Source organism: Methanofollis sp. UBA420 (genome assembly GCF_002498315.1).
In the GTDB taxonomy this organism is placed as follows: Archaea; Halobacteriota; Methanomicrobia; order Methanomicrobiales; family Methanofollaceae; genus Methanofollis.
Genome location: NZ_DAGX01000007.1, coordinates 101,693 through 118,323, shown reverse-complemented (window position 1 = coordinate 118,323; position 16,631 = coordinate 101,693). Strand labels below are relative to the sequence as shown.

Here is a 16,631-nt window from a genome sequence, read left to right as displayed (position 1 = left end):
GTCGGGCTCTGGAGATGTCTTCATACTGCGGGTCAGGAGAGACTATTCGGATCCCGCGGGGGGAAGCGCGGGCCGACGCCTTCCCCACAATCTGAACCGGGGGCAAGCCCCCGGATCCCCAATCCAGGATAGAGCCCGGGAAGAGAGAGCAGAGATTCTGAGGGGGGGACTGCCATCCTCGTCCGATCTTACAGGGTGCGAGCATCAGCACGCTTGAGAAAATCTTTGATTTCCGAGGGACCGGGAGGCGACCGTAGGGAGTTGAGAAAACCGAAGGTTTTCGAGCGGCAGCCCCCCCGACATCGGCACCCCCTCATTGTCAGCCCTGCCTGCGGGGGACCCGGTCGCAGTTCATGTGCGAGACCTCGAAGCCCGGCACGATCACCCGGACGACCGGGACGGCGGTCCTCGTGAGGTCGCAGAGAAGGACACGGTCGGCCGAGGTCGCCACCTCGTCGAGAACGACCCTGATGTCGTCGTCGAAATACGCGGTTGCACGGTTAGGGATCTCCTCGATCGGAACCGACGGGGCCTCTCGGAACCACGCACCATTTATCCGCTTCATCCTCTCGTAGCCCGCCCGTTCGATCAGGTGCTGCCGGCCCTCGTTGACCCGGCCGCCCTGGAGCTGGCTCGCACGGCTCTGCGCCACCTCGGTGAGGGCGCGGAGGGCCGCGATCGTCGGGTCGGGATGGGTTCCGGCGCCCATCACAAGGAGGGCCGGATCCCTCGCGACCGTGTCGTCGGCAGCCGCGGCGACCGTCGGGATGCCGGTCCGCCCCTCCAGGAGCCAGAGGTGGACAGCGATGCCGTGCCCCTCAAAGAGGTCGAGGACCTCCCGCACCGGGCCGTCGGCGCTGACCGCAAGGCGCCGCCCCATATTCCGCAGCCTTTCGGCCCGCGAGAGGGCGTCGCGCTCGATCACTTCGAGGAGTGCATGGAGGACGGCCTCCTCCATGATATTCCCTGCTGCAAGGCCGTTCGTGTCCGAGGTGAAGAGGGGAACGGTCATGCCCAGGCAGTCGTACGGATGGAAGACGGCATTCGAGGGCACGAGGAGCTCTTCGTCGTTCAGGATGTCTGTGGCCGGGCTCCAGTGGATCTTCTCGTCCTTCTCCAGGGGCCGCGGCAGGATGAGGTCGGCCGGGTCGAGGGCACGTATCGGCCCGAGTTCCTCGAAACTCGCGTATTCCATACGGTCGCCATGATACTCGCCGGAGTAGCGTTCGACCGCCTCCATCATCGCGGAGACCTCGGCCTGCAGGGGCCCCTTCCCCTTGCCGGCATGGTATTTTGCCGCACCGATGGCGGCACGCGGGCGGAAGGCCGAGAAACAGGGGATGCCCAGGCGGTCGAGAGAGGTGACGTCCTCGACCGAGACGACGCCGATCTCGTCCATCATGGGCCCGATGACCTGCAGGGTCTCCTCAGGGGAGCATGAACGGTGGGTGCCGTCGAAAAAACATTTTTTGACGTGGTTGAAGGTGACGGACATTATCAGGGGATTGGCCGGGCGATATTTTATATCTTCACGCTCTATTCTCCTGCATGGAGACCGCGGAGATCGCTGTCGGGATGGCGGTACGCTACCCGCGGACCGGCACGGCCGGGAAGGTGGCGAGGATCGAGGAGGTCAGGGGGGAAACCTTTGCCGAGATCGATACCACAGGCCTGCTGTACCGGGTCGACACGCTGGAACCTGCCGCACAGCCGGGACGCACCCGGGAAGAGAGAGAGGAGAGCGCCGAAGACCTCATCAGGAGAGAGAGGGAGTTCGGCAAAGACCTCGGAGACGCCTGGAAGAACATCGACAATGCCTGTGAGGGAGGGGGTTAATCCTCCTTCTCAATCGGTATCGTCGTCAATTTTACCGATTCCACACCCTTCTGGGACATGAGCCGCTCGGCAATCGTCTTGAGGGCCGCACCGTCGCCGCGGAGGAGGATCACTTCCATGCACTGGTCATGACTGAGATGGGCATGCATCGATGCCTGGATGGTATGGATGTACTCGTGCTGGATGTCGGTGATCGTCTGGAGGAGGCCGCGCTGCTCGTGGTCATAGACCATCGTGATCACGCCCTGCCTCTCGCCCTTGACGTCGGACATCCACTGGTAGTAGGTGATGTAACTCCGGATCGCATCCCTGATACCCTCGGAACGTGAGGAGTAGCCCCGTGCGCTGATGATGCCGTCGAACTTGTCGAGCAGGTTCTTCGGCAGCGAGATGCCGATCCTGGAGAGTTCGCTCTCTGGGTTCATACGATCCTGTAGTACGCGTAAAAATATAAAGCATGGCATTGCGCGTAACACCAATTCATTGCCTCTGCCGAAACAGAAACATACATCGTATGCAACGCCCGGCCCTCCCCGGGATTTTCCGGCCCCCGTGTCCGGCACCGATTTATCTATAAAGAGTGCGATATATATAGGAAGGGAGGTTTGAATCAGTTTGCATGATGCTATGATACCCAACGTCAATATCGGACTTGTCGGGCACGTGGACCACGGCAAGACGACCCTCGTCTCCGGACTCACCGGGATGTGGACCGACCGCCACAGTGAGGAGATGAAGCGGGGGATCTCGATCAGGCTCGGCTATGCCGACGCCACCTTCTACCGCTGTGAAAACCATGAGGGGAGCGAAGCCTATTCCACGAAGGACGTCTGCCCGATCTGCGGGGCCGCCTGCACCCCGTTCAGGACCGTCTCCTTCGTGGACGCACCAGGCCACGAGACCCTGATGGCGACGATGCTCTCGGGCTCGGCCCTGATGGACGGCGCAATGCTTGTCATCGCCGCAAACGAGCCCTGCCCACAGCCTCAGACGAAGGAACACCTTTCGGCTCTCGAACTGGTGGGGATCAAGAATATCGTCATCGTTCAGAACAAGATCGACGTCGTCTCCCAGGCAGACGCCCTCAAACACTATAGCCAGATAAAAAAGTTCGTGAAGGGAACAATCGCTGAGAACGCACCCATTATCCCGGTTTCTGCCCAGAAAGGGATCAATATCGGGGCCCTCATCGATGCACTCGACAAAAATATCCCGATCCCTGAGCGCGACCCCGAGGCACCGGCCAGGATGCTCATCGCCCGCTCCTTCGACATCAACAAGCCGGGAGCGAACTGGCGTGACCTGAAGGGCGGCGTGATCGGCGGGTCCCTGACAAGCGGCGTCATCAAAGACGGCGAAGAGATCGAGATCAGGCCGGGCATCCAGACCCAGACCGAGAACAAGACGGTCTGGGAACCGATCATCACCAAGGTCGTCGCGATCCACACCGGCGACAAGAAAGTGAGTGAGGCGGCGCCTGGTGGGCTGATGGCACTCGGCACGAAGCTCGACCCCGCGATCACGAAGAGCGACACCCTTGTCGGCCAGGTCGCAGGGCATGTCGGTGACCTCCCGCCGATCCACGACCACCTTACCTTCACCGTGAAGTTGATGGACAGGGTCGTCGGGTCAGGAAGCGAACTGGATATCACGCCGCTGAAGCACAAGGAACCGCTGATGCTCTCGGTGGGCACGGCAGTGACCGTCGGCGTGGTGACGAACACGAAGAAGGACCAGGCAGAAGTGGTCCTGAAGAGGCCGGTATGTGCGGATGCGGGAGCGAGGATTGCGATCAGCCGCCAGGTCGAAGGGCGGTGGCGTCTGATCGGCATGGGGATCCTTGCCGAGTGAAGGTGCTCCTGGACACCAATGCCCTGATGATGCCCGTGCAGTTCCGCATCGATCTCTTCGAGGAGCTCAGATACCTCCTCGGGAGGTATGAGCCGCTCGTGCTCGTCGACGTGAAGCGCGAGCTGGAGGGGCTTGCCCGGGGCGGCGGGAACGACGCCGCCGCGGCACGGGCCGGGCTGATGTTCGCAGAGCACTGCCGCGAGGTCGAGAGCCAGAGCAGTGCCCGGGCGGTCGACGACCGCGTGGAGGCGTACGCGGCCGCAGAGGGGTGTATGGTGGCGACGAACGACCGCCGCCTGAGGAATGCCCTTCTCGCGGCGGGCGTCCCTGTAATCTCATTGAGAAGCCAGAAAAAATTGGAAATTTTAAGGGGATAGCATGTATTATCGTGTGACGCTCGAGGACAAGGTCAGGGTGCCGCCGCACCGCCTTGGCGAGGACCTGGAAACTGTTATCCTGGACGAACTCCAGAAACAGCTTGAAGGGAGCATAGACAAAGAGATCGGCATTTTCATTGCCGTAACCACGATCGACAGGGTCGGCGAGGGCGAGATCGTCCCCGGCGATGGGGCAGTTTATTATGACGTCACCTTCGAGGCCCTGGTGCTCAGGATCGCCCTCCAGGAAGTGATCGAAGGGGAGGTCGTGGAAACGACAAGTTTCGGGGCGTTCATTTCCCTGGGGCCGATCGACGCGATGCTCCACGTGAGCCAGATCTCCGACGACTTCATCACCTACGACGAGAAGAACAACACCCTCAACTGCCAGGAGTCGGGCCGGGCCATCCAGGTCGGGGACGGGATCCGCTGCCGGGTGGTGACCCTGAGCCTCAACGAGCGCGAGCCCCGCGAGAGCAAGATCGGGCTGACGATGCGGCAGGCCGGTCTCGGCACGGAAAAATGGCTTGTCGAAGAGCGCACAAAGGAGCAGGAGAGCCATGGCGCCAGCGCGTAAGAAGAAGATGGTGAAGGTCTGCCGCGACTGCCACAAAGTGGTCGAGGGAGAGTCCTGTGTGACCTGTGGATCGACGAACCTCACCGAGGACTGGGCAGGCTACCTCATTATCATCAACCCTGAAGGGTCGGAGATAGCACGCCGGATGAACCTCGAAATGCCCGGCAGGTACGCTCTGAAGGTCCGTTGATGCTCCGCCTCCCTGAAGAGTGCAGAGACCGTTTCAAAAAGCCGATCGGCAGGCTCTTTCCTGAACTTGTCGACGCTCTCCCCCTGCTTGCAGGCAGAACCGTTTATACGGTGGGGGACGTGGTGACGCACAACCTGCTGGCGGCAGGGGGGTCGCCTGAGATCGCCGTCATCGACGGGTACACGATGCGGGCGCCCTGTGCAAAGACTCCCCTCTGCGCCCACCGCAGGGTGCAGGTGAAGAATCCGGCAGGCACCCTCACTGAGGAACTGGTCCGGGCCCTCAAAGATGCCGTGGAGCACCCGCCCGTCCTTATCATCGTCGACGGGGAGGAGGATCTGGCGGTGATCCCGCTCGCCCGTCTCGCCCCCGAGGGATCGGTGATCCTGTACGGGCAGCCAGGAGAGGGGCTGGTGGCCTGCATCGTTACAGAAGACCTGAAAACTCTTGCAAACGATCTATATTCCCTTTTTGTCCCGGTATAACCCGGGATCCGGATCAACCCCCATGCTTTAAATAAATATGTAGACAATATTTGAGGGATATCGATGGAATTTGAGATCACCCGTGACTACCGGAATGAACTTCTGAGCCGGAGGGAAGTGCATTTTACCCTTACCTACGACGGCGCAACACCTTCGAGGGCACAGATCCTCGGAAAAATGGCTGCCCTCCTGAATGTCAAGGAAAGCCTGACGGTGCTCGACTCAACGAAGAAGCAGTTCGGCATGATGGAACTCCGGGGCGTCGCCAGGATCTATGACGACGAGGAGAACCTGAAGATGACCGAGCGCGAGTACCTCCTCAAGAGGGGCGCCCCGAAGGCAGCAGAGGGGGCCGAGTAAAATGGCGGCGGCGAAGAAGGCTGCACCGGCTGCAGTAAAGCGCAGCGCCTATTTCTCGGTCGAGGGTGACAAGGCAGTGCCACAGCGGAAGTACTGTCCCCGTTGCGGGGTGGGCGTCTTCATGGCCCAGCACAAGGGTCGCCTTGCCTGCGGGAAGTGCGGCTATACTGAGTTTTCAGAATAAGGATGCAAAAGGGCGGAAAGGTACTGGGTATTGAGGGGACGGCCTGGAACCTCAGTGCCGCTATTTTCGGCGAGGATCTTGTTTCCCTCTACTCCAGTCCGTATCAGCCTCCGAGCGGGGGGATTCACCCGCGGGAGGCCGCCCAGCACCATGCCTCCGCGATGCGGGAGGTCGTCTCCCGCGTGCTTACGGATCCGGACGAGATCACGGCGGTGGCCTTCTCGCAGGGGCCGGGGCTCGGCCCCTGCCTGCGGACTGTGGCGACGGCGGCGAGAGCCCTTGCCCTCGCCCTCGACGTGCCCCTGATCGGGGTAAACCACTGCGTCGCGCATGTTGAGATCGGCCGGTGGGCGACCGGGTGCAAGGACCCGATCACCCTGTATGTCTCCGGAGCGAACACCCAGGTGCTCGGCTACCTGAATGGCCGGTACCGCATCTTCGGCGAGACCCTGGATATCGGGCTCGGGAATGGGCTGGACAAGTTTGCCCGGAGTAAGGACTTCCCCCACCCGGGCGGGCCGAAGATCGAGGCACTCGCCCGCGGCGGGCGGTATATCGACCTGCCCTATACGGTGAAGGGGATGGACCTCGCCTTTTCCGGCCTGATCTCCGCCGCACAGGAGAGCAAGGCCGACATCGAGGACGTCTGCCACTCTCTCCAGGAGACGGCCTTCGGGATGTGTGTCGAGGTGACCGAAAGGGCCCTTGCCCAGGCAGGTAAGGACGAGGTGCTCCTGGTCGGCGGTGTCGCCGCAAACGGGCGTCTCCGCGAGATGCTGAAGACGATGTGCAAGGAGAGGGGCGCCGAACTCTTCGTGCCCGAGCGGCAGTTCTGCGGCGATAATGGTGCGATGATCGCCTACACGGGCCGGATCATGCTGGAGAGCGGGGCGACGATCCCGGTCGAGGCGTCGCGGGCGAACTCCCACTACCGCGCCAATGAGGTGGACGTGGTCTGGCGGCACGGCGAGGTGCTGCGCCCGGCCGAGGAGGGGCCGCGCCGGGGCGCGGAGGCGGTCGTAACGATCGACGATGATACGGTGATGAAGAGGCGTGTCTCGAAGTCGTACAGGGTCGCGGCCCTGGACGCCCGCCTGATCGCGGAGAGGACGCGGGCCGAGGCGCGGCTGATCGCCGCAGCCCGGAAGGCCGGGGTGCCGACGCCGATCCTCTACGATGTCACCGGCGACACGATCATGATGGAGAGGGTCGAGGGGACGATCCTGCGGGACGCCCCGACGCCGGAGAACCTGGAGCGCGCCGGCGTCGCGGTCGGCCGCCTCCATGCTGCCGGGATCGTCCACGGCGACCTGACAACCTCGAACATGATCGAGAGGGACGGCAGGTGCGTGCTCATCGACTTCGGGCTTGCCCATTCGTCCTCCGAGATCGAGGACCGCGGCGTGGACCTCCACGTCCTCTTCCAGACCCTGGAAAGCACGACAGAGAACCCCGACGAGTTGAAGAAGGCCTTCCTCCGCGGCTATGCCACGGCCCTCCCCGGGGCGGAGCGTATCGCCGAGCGCGAGGAAGAGATCGAAAGGCGGGGGCGGTACCTCTGAGGATCGCGGTCGTGACCTCCAACAGGCACAAGGCCGAGGAGGTGGCGAGTTTCTTTGCAGGCGTCGCCGAGGTGGAGCATATCAGCCTCGATATCCCGGAGTACAGGGACAACGATGTCAGGAACATCGCCCGCGAGAAGGCGCGGTACGCCTGGGAGCAGGTGCGGCGGCCGTTGATCGTCGACGACACGGCCTTCTCGATCGATGCCCTGAACGGTTTTCCCGGCCCGTACGCCGCCTATGTCCAGGGGACGATCGGGAACGAGGGAGTCCTCAGGTTGATGGCAGGGAGGGAGGACAGGCAGGCCCACTTCGAGACGGCGATCGCCTACGCGGACGAGGTCGGCGAGGTCAGAGTCTTCTCCGGCATCGTCGAGGGCGAGGTGACCGACGCACCGCGGGGGGGCGTGGGGTTCGGGTACGACCCGATCTTCGCGGTCGGCGGCCGGACATTCGCCGAGATCCCGCTCGCGGAGAAGAACCTGATCTCCCACAGGGCGCGGGCACTCGCCGCCTTCAGGGCCTGGCTGGAGGATCAATATCCTTAAGTGGACAAACGTCGTTGTACTTAGAACGAATAGTGGTGAGATAAGATATGGCACGGTTCCCTGAAGCAGAAGCAAGGTTGCTCAACGTCATGGTCTGCATGCGCTGCAACGCACGGAATGCACTGAGAGCAACACAGTGCCGCAAGTGCGGCTACAAGCACCTCCGCCCCAAGAACAAGGAACGCAAGGCGTAAACAGGATAGAGAGGGACGTGCGACCGGCCGCACGGCAGGTACCCTCACCATACTTTTCTGTGTTGTTGCCCGGAGAGTGTCCGCGGTGCGTCTGCACGTCCCCCTCCCGAGCGGTCCGGGCGTTTAAACAAGTGTTCTGTTGAGATCGTCATACGAGAGTGATCTCTTCTCCAGATATCAGGAGAGGAAGCGCTGATCCCCCTCCTCTTCCAATACAATTCCCGGGGGCGGCAGTCCTCCGCCACCGGCATCCGGGAACAGGAATTCTCCCGCGATCTCTTCTGGAAACTTTCACTCCACGCGAGGGTTTTCAAAAAAAACTAAAAAAAGGCACTGTAGAAACCCTCCCGTGAGAGTACTTTCTGGAATGATAACTGGAGATATCCTGTTCTTGCGTGCTGGTTCCAGGAGGCTGCCGCTCGAAAATCTTTGATTTTTGGCGTAGTCCCCCGGCGCGAGCGTGCGGGAAGGCACGCCGACCAGACGATCTCCTCAGAACAATTTTCATCCGATATGCTTGAGTCTCCCTCCGGGACTCATGTTCGATTCTACAAAACCAAAAAAAAAGGAATATTCAGGCGCTGTAATACGTGACCTTCTTGCCTTCTTCCGCGTATTCCCCGGCAAAGGTCTCGATGTTGCGCTTGTAGCCGATCCTCTGCTCGACGCCGAGGGCCCTGAGCGCTGACCTGACCCGCATGACGTCGGCCTCGTCGCTCCAGTCGCGGGTATAGACGTAGACCACCTTTCTCTCGTCACGGGAGTCGGGATTGGGGCGTGCGGTGCTCACTTTTGCGGAGACGCCGAGGTCGCCGGCGACGGTGGCGTCCCTGATCTTCTTCCAGAGGGCGTCGACCTCCCCGGTCTCGCAGAAGATGAGCCATTTGCCGGCCTGCTCGCCGTAGGGCTCGACGTCCCCGGCCGCAGGGTCGTCGGCGATGATCCAGTAGGTCTCCGTCGTCTTCGAGGGGGTGACCCCCTCGCCTCCTGAGATGAGATGATAGATGGCGGCCGCGCTCCCGAAGCGCCCGACGAGGGCGGCGGCGAGAGGCGGGTACTCGGCCTCGAAGTCGGCGAAGATCGCCAGGAAGTCGTCCTGGAAGTCGACCCCTCCTTCGACGCGGGCAAAGAGGGGGTCGCCGCGTGCAAGGAGTCCTCTGTTCAGCAGGATCTCGAAGATGCCGTAGGCGGCATCGGCAAGTGCCTCGGAATCGACTTCGTCCATGATCATCTCGTTGGAGAGGCAATCAAAAAAGGTTATCATTCCTGACCGGGAGGTCAGGTCCTGAGCGCAGCGGCGACGAGGTCGGCGGCCCTCTCGCCGGAGAGGAGCATGCCGCCGAAGATCGGGCCCATGCGGCACTCGCCGCCGACGGCGTTCGCGGCCATGCCGCAGACGAAGAGGCCGGGGAAGACTTCCTTCGTGTGGTCGAGGATGTTGCCCTCGGCCCGCTCGGCCCACATGTAGCCCTCGCCGCGGATGGGGAGGTCGCCGCCCTTCTTCGCGACCATGTGACAGATGGTGGCGTCGTGACCGGTGGCGTCGACGACGGCGCGGCACCTGATGGTGAGGGGGTCGACGTGGAGGCCGGCCATCTCGACCGGGCTCCAGTTGATGACGAGGCCCGCGACCCGGCCGTCGGCCTTGACGACGACGTCCTCGACGGCGATGAGGTTGAAGAACTCGGCACCCACGGTGCAGGCGGCGGCGGTGAGTTTGGAGACGGATTCGACGGACTTCGCGACATAATAGCCGGGCTCGGCCTCGGTCGAGGCGATGCCGAAGCGGTCGAGGAGGCGCTTTGCCGCGGCCTGGACGACGATTCTCGGGAACATCATGCCGCCGCCCCACATGCCGCCGCCGATGGAGAGTTTCTTCTCAATAAGACCGACTTTGAGTCCTTTCTCCGCAAGGAGTGCAGCGCAGGTGATGCCCGATGGGCCGCCGCCGATAACGGCGACGTCGAGATCGAGGTACTCGACCATCGTCTCCATCTGCGTCTTCAGGATCGCCCTGCTGATTGTCACTTCATCGAGTTCCATCGTTCCACTTCAGGGAAAAGATTGGGCATACGGATTGAAATAGCCATTCTCCGCGGATGGCAGGGTCGCAGGTATTATAGGCACAGAGAGATACCTCATAGTAATATGCAGTGGAAACGTGATTTCGGGCTCACGATGAGGCAGCTCATGACCTGGGCACTCCTGCTCCTGGTCTACCTGATCTTCCTCACGATACTCGGGAGCCTGTTCGGCATCGGTCCGTGGAGTCTTGTCGCCATCGCCGCGGTGATGGCCTTCGCGCAGTACTTCTTCTCCGACAGGCTGGTGCTCATGAGCACAGGCGCCCAGGAAGTGAGCGAGGAGGAGTACCCCGAGCTTCACAGGATCGTGGAGAAACTCGCCGCAGAGGCAGGGATCCCCAAGCCCCGCGTGGCCATCATGCCCTCCCCGGTGCCCAATGCCTTCGCGACCGGCAGGAGCCCCTCCCACGCTGTCGTGGCGGCGACTGACTCGATCATGCGTCTCCTCACCCGCGACGAACTCGAGGCGGTGCTCGCCCACGAGATCGCGCACGTGAAGAACAGGGACGTCATGACCCTGACCATCGCCTCGTTCCTGGCGATGGTGGCGGCGATCATCATGCAGAACGCCTGGCTCTTCTCCCTCGGCGGCGACCGCCGGGAGGGGGGTGCCTGGATGGCCGCATGGGTCGTCTCGATCGTCGTCTGGATCGTTGCCACCCTGCTGATCCGCACCCTCTCCCGGTACCGGGAGTTTGCGGCCGACGCGGGCAGTGCGTACATCACGGGCAAGCCCCGCGCCCTCATCTCCGCGCTCAACAAGATCAGCGGCAGGATGGACATGATCCCGCCGGAGAAGAAGCAGGAGGTCGAAGGGGCGAACGCCTTCTTCATCATCCCGGCTCTCTCCGGCAACAGCATCATGGAGCTCTTCTCCACCCACCCGACCCTGGAGAAGCGGGTTGCGGCCCTCGAGGCCCTCGAAGAAGAGATCGGGCATATGCCGCGGTAAACCCCCCGGCAATACCATTTTATGTCATCGGTGCGAATATCGTACGGTACCCCTGCATCGATGGTCTAGTGGCATGACTTTGGCCTTCCAAGCCAATAGCCCGGGTTCAATTCCCGGTCGATGCATTCCTTTCTGACACCGCTTCCGCACTGCCCCACCTTTCTTCGTGCGCACCCGCCCTGTCACGCTCCCCTGTCGCATCGGGAGGCGGGCGGAGAGGAAGAAGGTTTATTATGACGCTACGCCAATGATGTACGAACACGAGGGCTCGTGGTCTAGCTGGCTATGACGTCGCCTTCACACGGCGGAGGTCCTGAGTTCGAATCTCAGCGGGCCCATCTTCTTTTTCATATTCTTTGCAGGTTCCGGGAAATATCCGCCGATACATGAAGGCTGATTTTGAGATGTATCCATTCTCATCAGGCGAACGCGACTATATTCCATGTGTTTTATAAATACTCCCTGTCCAAACTACTTTGAACCGACAATGTAACCCCGGAGAGGGACTCATTTCAGAGTACCTGACACGGGTCCCCAGGGAAGTGGAAAAACATATGGAAGACGCAAAAATCTATGTAGACTACGAATATGGAAAACTTCGGGAAGTGATCGTAGGATTATCTACCGGAATGACACCGGACCTTAAGGCACCATGGTTTGAAAATGCTCTCCGGATTCTGCCGGAGGATGAAGCCGCCTATGCCCGGGAAACGGCCGGAATGAACTTTGCAGATATGATCCACCCAGATACGGGGAAAAGCGAATCCGAAATGCTTGAAGAAGAAACTCAGGCCTTTATCGCTGTTCTGAAAAAACTCGGGGTAAAGGTCCTTCGCCCAAAAGAGATAACTCCGGAATTCATCCGGGAGAACTATGGCGAAAAAATCCTGATAAACGGATACTCTCAGGATTTTCCCCGTGACAATCTGGTGATCATCGGAAACACCGTTATTGAATGCAATCTGAGAACTCCAATCAGAAAAACAGACATCTCAGGTTTCAGTGAAATTTTACGGGAAAAATGCGTTGACGGCGTCAGGTGGGTTGCCATGCCGCATACAGAACCACTGGCAATTCCCGGCGACGAAACACCGTTGCTCGAAGGTGGCGATGTTATTGTTCTCGGCACCACGATCCTGGTGGGAAACTCGATGAATCCCGCTGTGGGTTCAAATGAAGCCGGATATCGCTGGCTGAAAAATTTCCTGGGTGACGCCTTCAATGTAATGCGTGTGCCATTGGTGCCTGAGATTCTCCATCTCGACTGTGTGCTTTCGGTTCCCAGAAGAGGACTTGCAATTCTCTGTCCTGAAGCGTTTGCAGAAGGCATCCCGAAAGCGCTTGAAGACTTTGACACAATAACGGTGTCTCTGGAAGCTGCCTCAAGGCTGGCCGTCAATGGTCTGCCCGTTGACGAAAGTCATTACATCATGTCCTACAACGATCACAATGACAATGAATATATCCGGGAAGAACTGGAAAAGCGTGGGATTTCCGTCTATCCGGTGTATTTCGGGGTTCATAACGGACAGGGCGGAAGTCTGCGGTGTGCAACTCAGGCTCTGACTCGCAGGTGTGAATACTAATCGGTGATGAGGGAAGTCTTCGTATGGCAAAGAACAGGACCCCGAAGCCATGACCGAAACTAGCTCCTCCGTGGTCTACGAAAAGTGTGCGGATCTTTTTTGATCCGCGGTTTTTTCTCTGCACGGAGGTGATCCATGGATTACAGCAGATCCATCCTCGCCCTCGGAATCCCTTTTCCCCAACCTACATGAACGGTCTATCGGGCAGGGAGCCTCGTCTCGATGATTCCTTCAATGAAATCGGTTCCGGCATATCCTGCTGCAATCAGGCCCAGGAGAAACTCCTGACCGATCTCCATTCCGACCAGGAATACAGCAGCGAAACTGCCCGCGATTGCACCGATAATAAGACTGAACAGGAGTCGATTCAGATCGAACCATTCCTTCATCTCTTCATTCTTCACCGCTGCCTGATCCGATCTCTTCTTGATTCCAACAATTGACCTGGTCCCCTGTCCGACTGCGCCCAGTATGGCACCCAGAACCACATACAACACTGCGGTAGTAACATCCATATGCATCCCCCAGGAGGAGTTCACTCCAGCATTGTCCTAAAAACTTTGTCACTTACATTTGCTGATTGCATAGGGAGAATCCCAAAGAAGTGCGGTAGAGGTTCCCTCTCCGCAACACTCTTATCTGGAGAAGACGATCGGCATCTCGACCCGGAGTAACTCGGCAGGACACCGATGTGCGGAAACCATCCTGAGGGGGTAGATGTCCGATACTTTTAGATACCCACGCGGGCCAGGGGGAGGCGATGGACCATGAACACACCCCTGCCGGGTATCATGCACACGACCGGCCGATGCATGAAGAGGGAGAGATAACTCCCGCAGAGCATGCAGGCGGACCTCCGAAGACCCACCAGCACAGCGGAGGGGGCGACCACCGCCATGCCCTCGAAGACTTCAAACGCCGGTTCATCGTCTCGGTCGTCCTCACGGTTCCCATCCTCGTCCTCTCGCCGACCATCCAGACGCTCCTCGGGTTCAGCGTCGAGGTCCCGGGAGCAGACTATATCGTCCTGATCCTCGCATCCGCAGTCTACTTCTACGGCGGCTATCCGTTCCTCACCGGGATTGTAAAAGAACTGAAAAGTCGGACACCAGGGATGATGACCCTGATCGCAGTCGCGATCACCGTCGCCTACATCTACAGCGCCGCGGTGATCTTCGGCATGCCCGGCGAGGGGTTCTTCTGGGAACTCGCCACCCTGATCGATATCATGCTGCTCGGGCACTGGATCGAGATGCGGTCGGTGCTCGGCGCTTCGCGTGCCCTCGAAGATCTGGCACAGATGCTCCCCAGGGAGGCGCATCTGTTCAAAGACGGTTCCGTCGAGGACGTGCAGGTCGAGGCACTGATCGTCCACGACCGTGTTCTGGTGAAGCCGGGCGAGAAGATCCCCGTCGACGGCGTGGTGATCGAGGGGGACTCCAGCGTCAACGAGGCAATGCTGACGGGGGAGTCGCAACCGATCGCCAAACAGACCGGAACATCGGTGATCGGGGGTTCCATCAACGGCGAAGGCTCGCTCGTCGTTGAGGTGCGGAAGGTCGGCGCCGAGACGTACCTCAACCAGGTGGTCGAACTGGTCCGTCGGGCACAGGAGAGCAGGTCCCACACGCAGGACCTCGCAAATCGAGCGGCATTCTATCTCGTGGTAATCGCACTGTCGGTCAGCGCACTGACATTCGTTGCCTGGGTGTTCCTTGCCCGCGACACCGGGTTTGCCGTCGAGCGGGCGGCCACCGTGATGGTGATCGCCTGCCCGCACGCACTCGGACTTGCAGTCCCGTTGGTGGTTGCGGTCTCGACGGCGCTCGCGGCACAGTCGGGATTTCTCATCCGCGAGAGGCAGGCATTCGAACGGGGAAAGGACATCCAGGCCATCATCTTCGACAAGACCGGAACTCTGACCGAGGGGCGGTTCGGCGTGACAGACATCATCTCATTCGGTCCTCTCGGCGAGGACGGGGTGGTGCGGCTGGCCGCCTCCCTGGAGGCGCGGTCAGAGCACCCGATTGCACAGGGCATCATCCGCAGATCACAGGAAGAGGGGCTGGAACTGGCATATCTGGAAAATTTCAGGACTATCCCGGGAAAAGGCGTCGAGGCGGTCGTCTCGGGTCGACACCTGAAGGTCGTAAGCCCCGGATACGTGGAGGAGCAGGGGATCGCCGTCGACGACGGACGGGTGGAGGCACTGCAAAGACAGGGGAAGACGGTCGTCTTCCTGCTCGAAGACGACACCGTGATCGGGGCCCTGGCACTCGCGGATATCATCCGAAAAGAGTCACGTGAAGCGATCACGCAGTTGAAACAGATGGGAATTCACTGCATGATGCTGACTGGAGATAATCGGTATGTTGCCCGCTGGGTGGCCGAGGAGCTCGGGCTTGACCAGTACTTCGCCGAAGTTCTCCCGCACGAGAAGGCCGAGAAGGTCAGAGAGGTCCAGGAAGACCATATCGTCGCAATGGTCGGCGACGGAATCAACGACGCACCGGCACTGGTACAGGCAGATGTCGGCATTGCGATCGGCGCCGGGACCGATGTCGCAATCGAGAGTGCGGATATCGTGCTCGCCAGGAACGATCCCCGGGACGTCGTGGGAGTCGTCGACCTCTCAAAGAAGACGTATGCAAAGATGGTCCAGAACCTTTTCTGGGCGACGGGTTACAATGCGTTTGCCATCCCGCTCGCTGCAGGGATAGCGATCGGGTACGGGATCCTTCTCACGCCGGCGATGGGGGCGGTTCTGATGAGCGCAAGTACCGTGATCGTGGCCGTCAATGCGAGGACGCTCCACCGATAAACGTCTGTACGGGACAAAAATGAGAGAGAGAGGAAACACCGATACGGGATATTTTTTGAGCCACGGTTTTTTCTTTCTGCACGAAGGGGATCCATGGATTGCAGCGGATCGATCTTCCACCCCGTTCCGGCGAACCGGCCGAAGCCATGACTGAAACCACTTCCCCGCGGCTCCACGAAAAAAAATCTATGTACGAGGTGTCCCTTTACTTCTCCATGGAAAACCGGCCCCTAAAGGTTCTCGTCATCATGGGCAGCCCCCGGAGGGCGAACACATACCACGCAGCCGAACGGATCCGCGAGATCCTCCAGAAGAACGCACCGGTGGACTGGGAATACGTCATGCTGCGGGATGTCAACCTGGAGCAGTGCCGCGGCTGCTATACCTGCTTCGAGCGGGGGGAGGAGCACTGTCCGATCAAGGACGACGCAGCCCTCCTTGAGCAGAAGATGCATGACGCGGACGGGGTTGTCTTTGCCACCCCGGTCTACGGCTTCCAGGTCTCGGGATTGATGAAGGTGTTCATCGACCGCCACGCATACATCTTCCACCGCCCCCGTTTCTTCCGGCAGAAAGCACTCCTTCTCACCAGCGCCGGCGTGATGGGGAACAAGGACGTGCTGGAATACCTCAATGCCGTGGCCCGCATCTGGGGCTTCGAGGTCGCCGCACAGGCATGGATCACCTCCCATGCCACCGGGTAAGGGAGAACGAGCAGAAGCTGCAGGCGGCGGCAGGGGCCTTTCTCGCCGCACTCCGGAGGGAGACGCGCTCAAGGCCAGGACTGTTCGACGTGATGGCGTTCCATATCGGGAGAGCCCCCTGCGACGAACTGGGCGAACGGGCCCCTGCGGATCACGCCTACTGGATCGAGCAGGGGTGGCTCCAGAAGGGACGACGCTATTATGTGGATGTGCCGGTCAATCCGGTCTACCATGTCCTGGGCACGCTCGCGGAATGGTACATGCGGCGGCAGATACGAAAGGACCTGAGGGAGATCGGTTGAACCGGTGCAGGGGAAGAA

At 60.4% G+C, this 16,631-nt stretch carries 21 protein-coding genes and 2 tRNA genes; 18 read left to right on the top strand and 5 right to left on the bottom strand.

Translation table 11 applies throughout. From position 1 onward, the window contains the following. Positions 1-319: 319 nt before the first annotated feature. Positions 320-1,495: a YcaO-related McrA-glycine thioamidation protein gene (locus tag BP869_RS10655; RefSeq protein WP_342679513.1), complete on the bottom strand. Its 1,176-nt coding sequence runs from the start codon at positions 1,493-1,495 to the stop codon at positions 320-322. A gap of 53 nt (positions 1,496-1,548) precedes the next feature. Between BP869_RS10655 and BP869_RS10650 the strand changes: the two genes are divergently transcribed. Further along, positions 1,549-1,836, top strand: coding sequence for a DUF2098 domain-containing protein (locus tag BP869_RS10650; RefSeq protein WP_342679511.1), 288 nt, complete (start codon positions 1,549-1,551; stop codon positions 1,834-1,836). Here BP869_RS10650 and nikR read toward each other — a convergent pair. Next, entirely contained in the window at positions 1,833-2,261 is a 429-nt protein-coding gene (gene nikR, locus BP869_RS10645) for a nickel-responsive transcriptional regulator NikR (protein ID WP_067047638.1), read from the bottom strand. The two genes, BP869_RS10650 and nikR, sit on opposite strands and share 4 nt — an antisense overlap. Positions 2,262-2,463: 202 nt before the next feature. Between nikR and BP869_RS10640 the strand changes: the two genes are divergently transcribed. The 10 genes from BP869_RS10640 (at position 2,464) to BP869_RS10595 (ending at position 8,164) form a co-directional block, all read left to right on the top strand. Then, entirely contained in the window at positions 2,464-3,687 is a 1,224-nt protein-coding gene (locus tag BP869_RS10640; protein ID WP_394326506.1) for a translation initiation factor IF-2 subunit gamma, read from the top strand. Then, positions 3,684-4,064, top strand: coding sequence for a PIN domain-containing protein (locus tag BP869_RS10635; RefSeq protein WP_342679507.1), 381 nt, complete (start codon positions 3,684-3,686; stop codon positions 4,062-4,064). Before BP869_RS10640 ends, BP869_RS10635 begins: the two co-directional genes overlap by 4 nt. A gap of 1 nt (position 4,065) precedes the next feature. Beyond that, complete coding sequence (locus tag BP869_RS10630) at positions 4,066-4,641, top strand: DNA-directed RNA polymerase (RefSeq protein WP_067047630.1); 576 nt, start codon at positions 4,066-4,068, stop codon at positions 4,639-4,641. Next, positions 4,625-4,831: a transcription elongation factor subunit Spt4 gene (spt4, locus tag BP869_RS10625; protein ID WP_067047628.1), complete on the top strand. Its 207-nt coding sequence runs from the start codon at positions 4,625-4,627 to the stop codon at positions 4,829-4,831. Before BP869_RS10630 ends, spt4 begins: the two co-directional genes overlap by 17 nt. Next, positions 4,831-5,316, top strand: a complete 486-nt coding sequence (locus BP869_RS10620) for a GTP-dependent dephospho-CoA kinase family protein (RefSeq protein ID WP_342679503.1) — start codon at positions 4,831-4,833, stop codon at positions 5,314-5,316. Before spt4 ends, BP869_RS10620 begins: the two co-directional genes overlap by 1 nt. 63 nt (positions 5,317-5,379) lie before the next feature. Continuing rightward, the gene (locus tag BP869_RS10615; RefSeq protein WP_342679501.1) at positions 5,380-5,676 is read left to right on the top strand and encodes a 30S ribosomal protein S24e; all 297 of its coding nucleotides are present in this window, start codon (positions 5,380-5,382) and stop codon (positions 5,674-5,676) included. A gap of 1 nt (position 5,677) precedes the next feature. After that, positions 5,678-5,860 (top strand): 30S ribosomal protein S27ae, encoded by a 183-nt coding sequence (locus BP869_RS10610; protein WP_083523287.1) that lies wholly within the window; start codon positions 5,678-5,680, stop codon positions 5,858-5,860. Positions 5,861-5,862: 2 nt separating this feature from the next. Then, the gene (locus tag BP869_RS10605) at positions 5,863-7,422 is read left to right on the top strand and encodes a bifunctional N(6)-L-threonylcarbamoyladenine synthase/serine/threonine protein kinase (protein WP_342679498.1); all 1,560 of its coding nucleotides are present in this window, start codon (positions 5,863-5,865) and stop codon (positions 7,420-7,422) included. Continuing rightward, entirely contained in the window at positions 7,419-7,970 is a 552-nt protein-coding gene (rdgB, locus tag BP869_RS10600) for an RdgB/HAM1 family non-canonical purine NTP pyrophosphatase (protein ID WP_342679906.1), read from the top strand. Before BP869_RS10605 ends, rdgB begins: the two co-directional genes overlap by 4 nt. Positions 7,971-8,017: 47 nt before the next feature. Then, the gene (locus BP869_RS10595) at positions 8,018-8,164 is read left to right on the top strand and encodes a 50S ribosomal protein L40e (RefSeq protein WP_083523286.1); all 147 of its coding nucleotides are present in this window, start codon (positions 8,018-8,020) and stop codon (positions 8,162-8,164) included. Positions 8,165-8,738: 574 nt separating this feature from the next. Here the strand turns inward: BP869_RS10595 and BP869_RS10590 are convergent. After that, positions 8,739-9,389, bottom strand: a complete 651-nt coding sequence (locus BP869_RS10590; RefSeq protein ID WP_342679495.1) for a putative phosphothreonine lyase domain-containg protein — start codon at positions 9,387-9,389, stop codon at positions 8,739-8,741. A 53-nt stretch (positions 9,390-9,442) separates the two neighbouring features. Next, entirely contained in the window at positions 9,443-10,207 is a 765-nt protein-coding gene (locus BP869_RS10585) for a sulfide-dependent adenosine diphosphate thiazole synthase (protein WP_342679493.1), read from the bottom strand. Between the two features lie 105 nt (positions 10,208-10,312). Between BP869_RS10585 and htpX the strand changes: the two genes are divergently transcribed. The 4 genes from htpX (at position 10,313) to BP869_RS10565 (ending at position 12,786) form a co-directional block, all read left to right on the top strand. After that, positions 10,313-11,200 carry a zinc metalloprotease HtpX gene (gene htpX, locus BP869_RS10580; RefSeq protein WP_342679491.1) on the top strand — a complete coding sequence of 296 codons (888 nt, stop codon included), beginning with the start codon at positions 10,313-10,315 and terminating at the stop codon, positions 11,198-11,200. A gap of 54 nt (positions 11,201-11,254) precedes the next feature. Continuing rightward, positions 11,255-11,325 (top strand) — tRNA-Gly (locus BP869_RS10575). Between the two features lie 139 nt (positions 11,326-11,464). Continuing rightward, positions 11,465-11,538 (top strand) — tRNA-Val (locus BP869_RS10570). Between the two features lie 216 nt (positions 11,539-11,754). Further along, positions 11,755-12,786, top strand: coding sequence for a hypothetical protein (locus BP869_RS10565; RefSeq protein WP_342679489.1), 1,032 nt, complete (start codon positions 11,755-11,757; stop codon positions 12,784-12,786). Between the two features lie 197 nt (positions 12,787-12,983). Here BP869_RS10565 and BP869_RS10560 read toward each other — a convergent pair whose 3' ends face one another. After that, positions 12,984-13,301: a hypothetical protein gene (locus tag BP869_RS10560; RefSeq protein WP_342679487.1), complete on the bottom strand. Its 318-nt coding sequence runs from the start codon at positions 13,299-13,301 to the stop codon at positions 12,984-12,986. Between the two features lie 245 nt (positions 13,302-13,546). On the opposite strand from BP869_RS10560, the gene BP869_RS10555 reads away from it, so the two are divergent. The 3 genes from BP869_RS10555 (at position 13,547) to BP869_RS10545 (ending at position 16,613) form a co-directional block, all read left to right on the top strand. Further along, the gene (locus BP869_RS10555) at positions 13,547-15,607 is read left to right on the top strand and encodes a heavy metal translocating P-type ATPase (RefSeq protein WP_342679485.1); all 2,061 of its coding nucleotides are present in this window, start codon (positions 13,547-13,549) and stop codon (positions 15,605-15,607) included. Positions 15,608-15,822: 215 nt separating this feature from the next. After that, positions 15,823-16,311, top strand: a complete 489-nt coding sequence (locus BP869_RS10550; RefSeq protein ID WP_342679483.1) for an NAD(P)H-dependent oxidoreductase — start codon at positions 15,823-15,825, stop codon at positions 16,309-16,311. Continuing rightward, entirely contained in the window at positions 16,284-16,613 is a 330-nt protein-coding gene (locus BP869_RS10545; RefSeq protein WP_342679481.1) for a hypothetical protein, read from the top strand. Before BP869_RS10550 ends, BP869_RS10545 begins: the two co-directional genes overlap by 28 nt. The last annotated feature ends 18 nt before the right edge of the window (positions 16,614-16,631 follow it).

What these genes read in the sequence shown, in the direction of transcription:
- BP869_RS10655 (WP_342679513.1), bottom strand. Translation starts at nt 1,495, where the DNA reads ATGTCCGTCACCTTCAACCACGTCAAAAAATGTTTTTTCGACGGCACC.
- BP869_RS10650 (WP_342679511.1), top strand. Translation starts at nt 1,549, where the DNA reads ATGGAGACCGCGGAGATCGCTGTCGGGATGGCGGTACGCTACCCGCGG.
- nikR (WP_067047638.1), bottom strand. Translation starts at nt 2,261, where the DNA reads ATGAACCCAGAGAGCGAACTCTCCAGGATCGGCATCTCGCTGCCGAAG.
- BP869_RS10640 (WP_394326506.1), top strand. Translation starts at nt 2,464, where the DNA reads ATGATACCCAACGTCAATATCGGACTTGTCGGGCACGTGGACCACGGC.
- BP869_RS10630 (WP_067047630.1), top strand. Translation starts at nt 4,066, where the DNA reads ATGTATTATCGTGTGACGCTCGAGGACAAGGTCAGGGTGCCGCCGCAC.
- spt4 (WP_067047628.1), top strand. Translation starts at nt 4,625, where the DNA reads ATGGCGCCAGCGCGTAAGAAGAAGATGGTGAAGGTCTGCCGCGACTGC.
- BP869_RS10620 (WP_342679503.1), top strand. Translation starts at nt 4,831, where the DNA reads ATGCTCCGCCTCCCTGAAGAGTGCAGAGACCGTTTCAAAAAGCCGATC.
- BP869_RS10615 (WP_342679501.1), top strand. Translation starts at nt 5,380, where the DNA reads ATGGAATTTGAGATCACCCGTGACTACCGGAATGAACTTCTGAGCCGG.
- BP869_RS10610 (WP_083523287.1), top strand. Translation starts at nt 5,678, where the DNA reads ATGGCGGCGGCGAAGAAGGCTGCACCGGCTGCAGTAAAGCGCAGCGCC.
- BP869_RS10605 (WP_342679498.1), top strand. Translation starts at nt 5,863, where the DNA reads ATGCAAAAGGGCGGAAAGGTACTGGGTATTGAGGGGACGGCCTGGAAC.
- BP869_RS10595 (WP_083523286.1), top strand. Translation starts at nt 8,018, where the DNA reads ATGGCACGGTTCCCTGAAGCAGAAGCAAGGTTGCTCAACGTCATGGTC.
- BP869_RS10590 (WP_342679495.1), bottom strand. Translation starts at nt 9,389, where the DNA reads ATGGACGAAGTCGATTCCGAGGCACTTGCCGATGCCGCCTACGGCATC.
- BP869_RS10585 (WP_342679493.1), bottom strand. Translation starts at nt 10,207, where the DNA reads ATGGAACTCGATGAAGTGACAATCAGCAGGGCGATCCTGAAGACGCAG.
- htpX (WP_342679491.1), top strand. Translation starts at nt 10,313, where the DNA reads ATGCAGTGGAAACGTGATTTCGGGCTCACGATGAGGCAGCTCATGACC.
- BP869_RS10565 (WP_342679489.1), top strand. Translation starts at nt 11,755, where the DNA reads ATGGAAGACGCAAAAATCTATGTAGACTACGAATATGGAAAACTTCGG.
- BP869_RS10560 (WP_342679487.1), bottom strand. Translation starts at nt 13,301, where the DNA reads ATGGATGTTACTACCGCAGTGTTGTATGTGGTTCTGGGTGCCATACTG.
- BP869_RS10555 (WP_342679485.1), top strand. Translation starts at nt 13,547, where the DNA reads ATGGACCATGAACACACCCCTGCCGGGTATCATGCACACGACCGGCCG.
- BP869_RS10550 (WP_342679483.1), top strand. Translation starts at nt 15,823, where the DNA reads ATGGAAAACCGGCCCCTAAAGGTTCTCGTCATCATGGGCAGCCCCCGG.
- BP869_RS10545 (WP_342679481.1), top strand. Translation starts at nt 16,284, where the DNA reads ATGGATCACCTCCCATGCCACCGGGTAAGGGAGAACGAGCAGAAGCTG.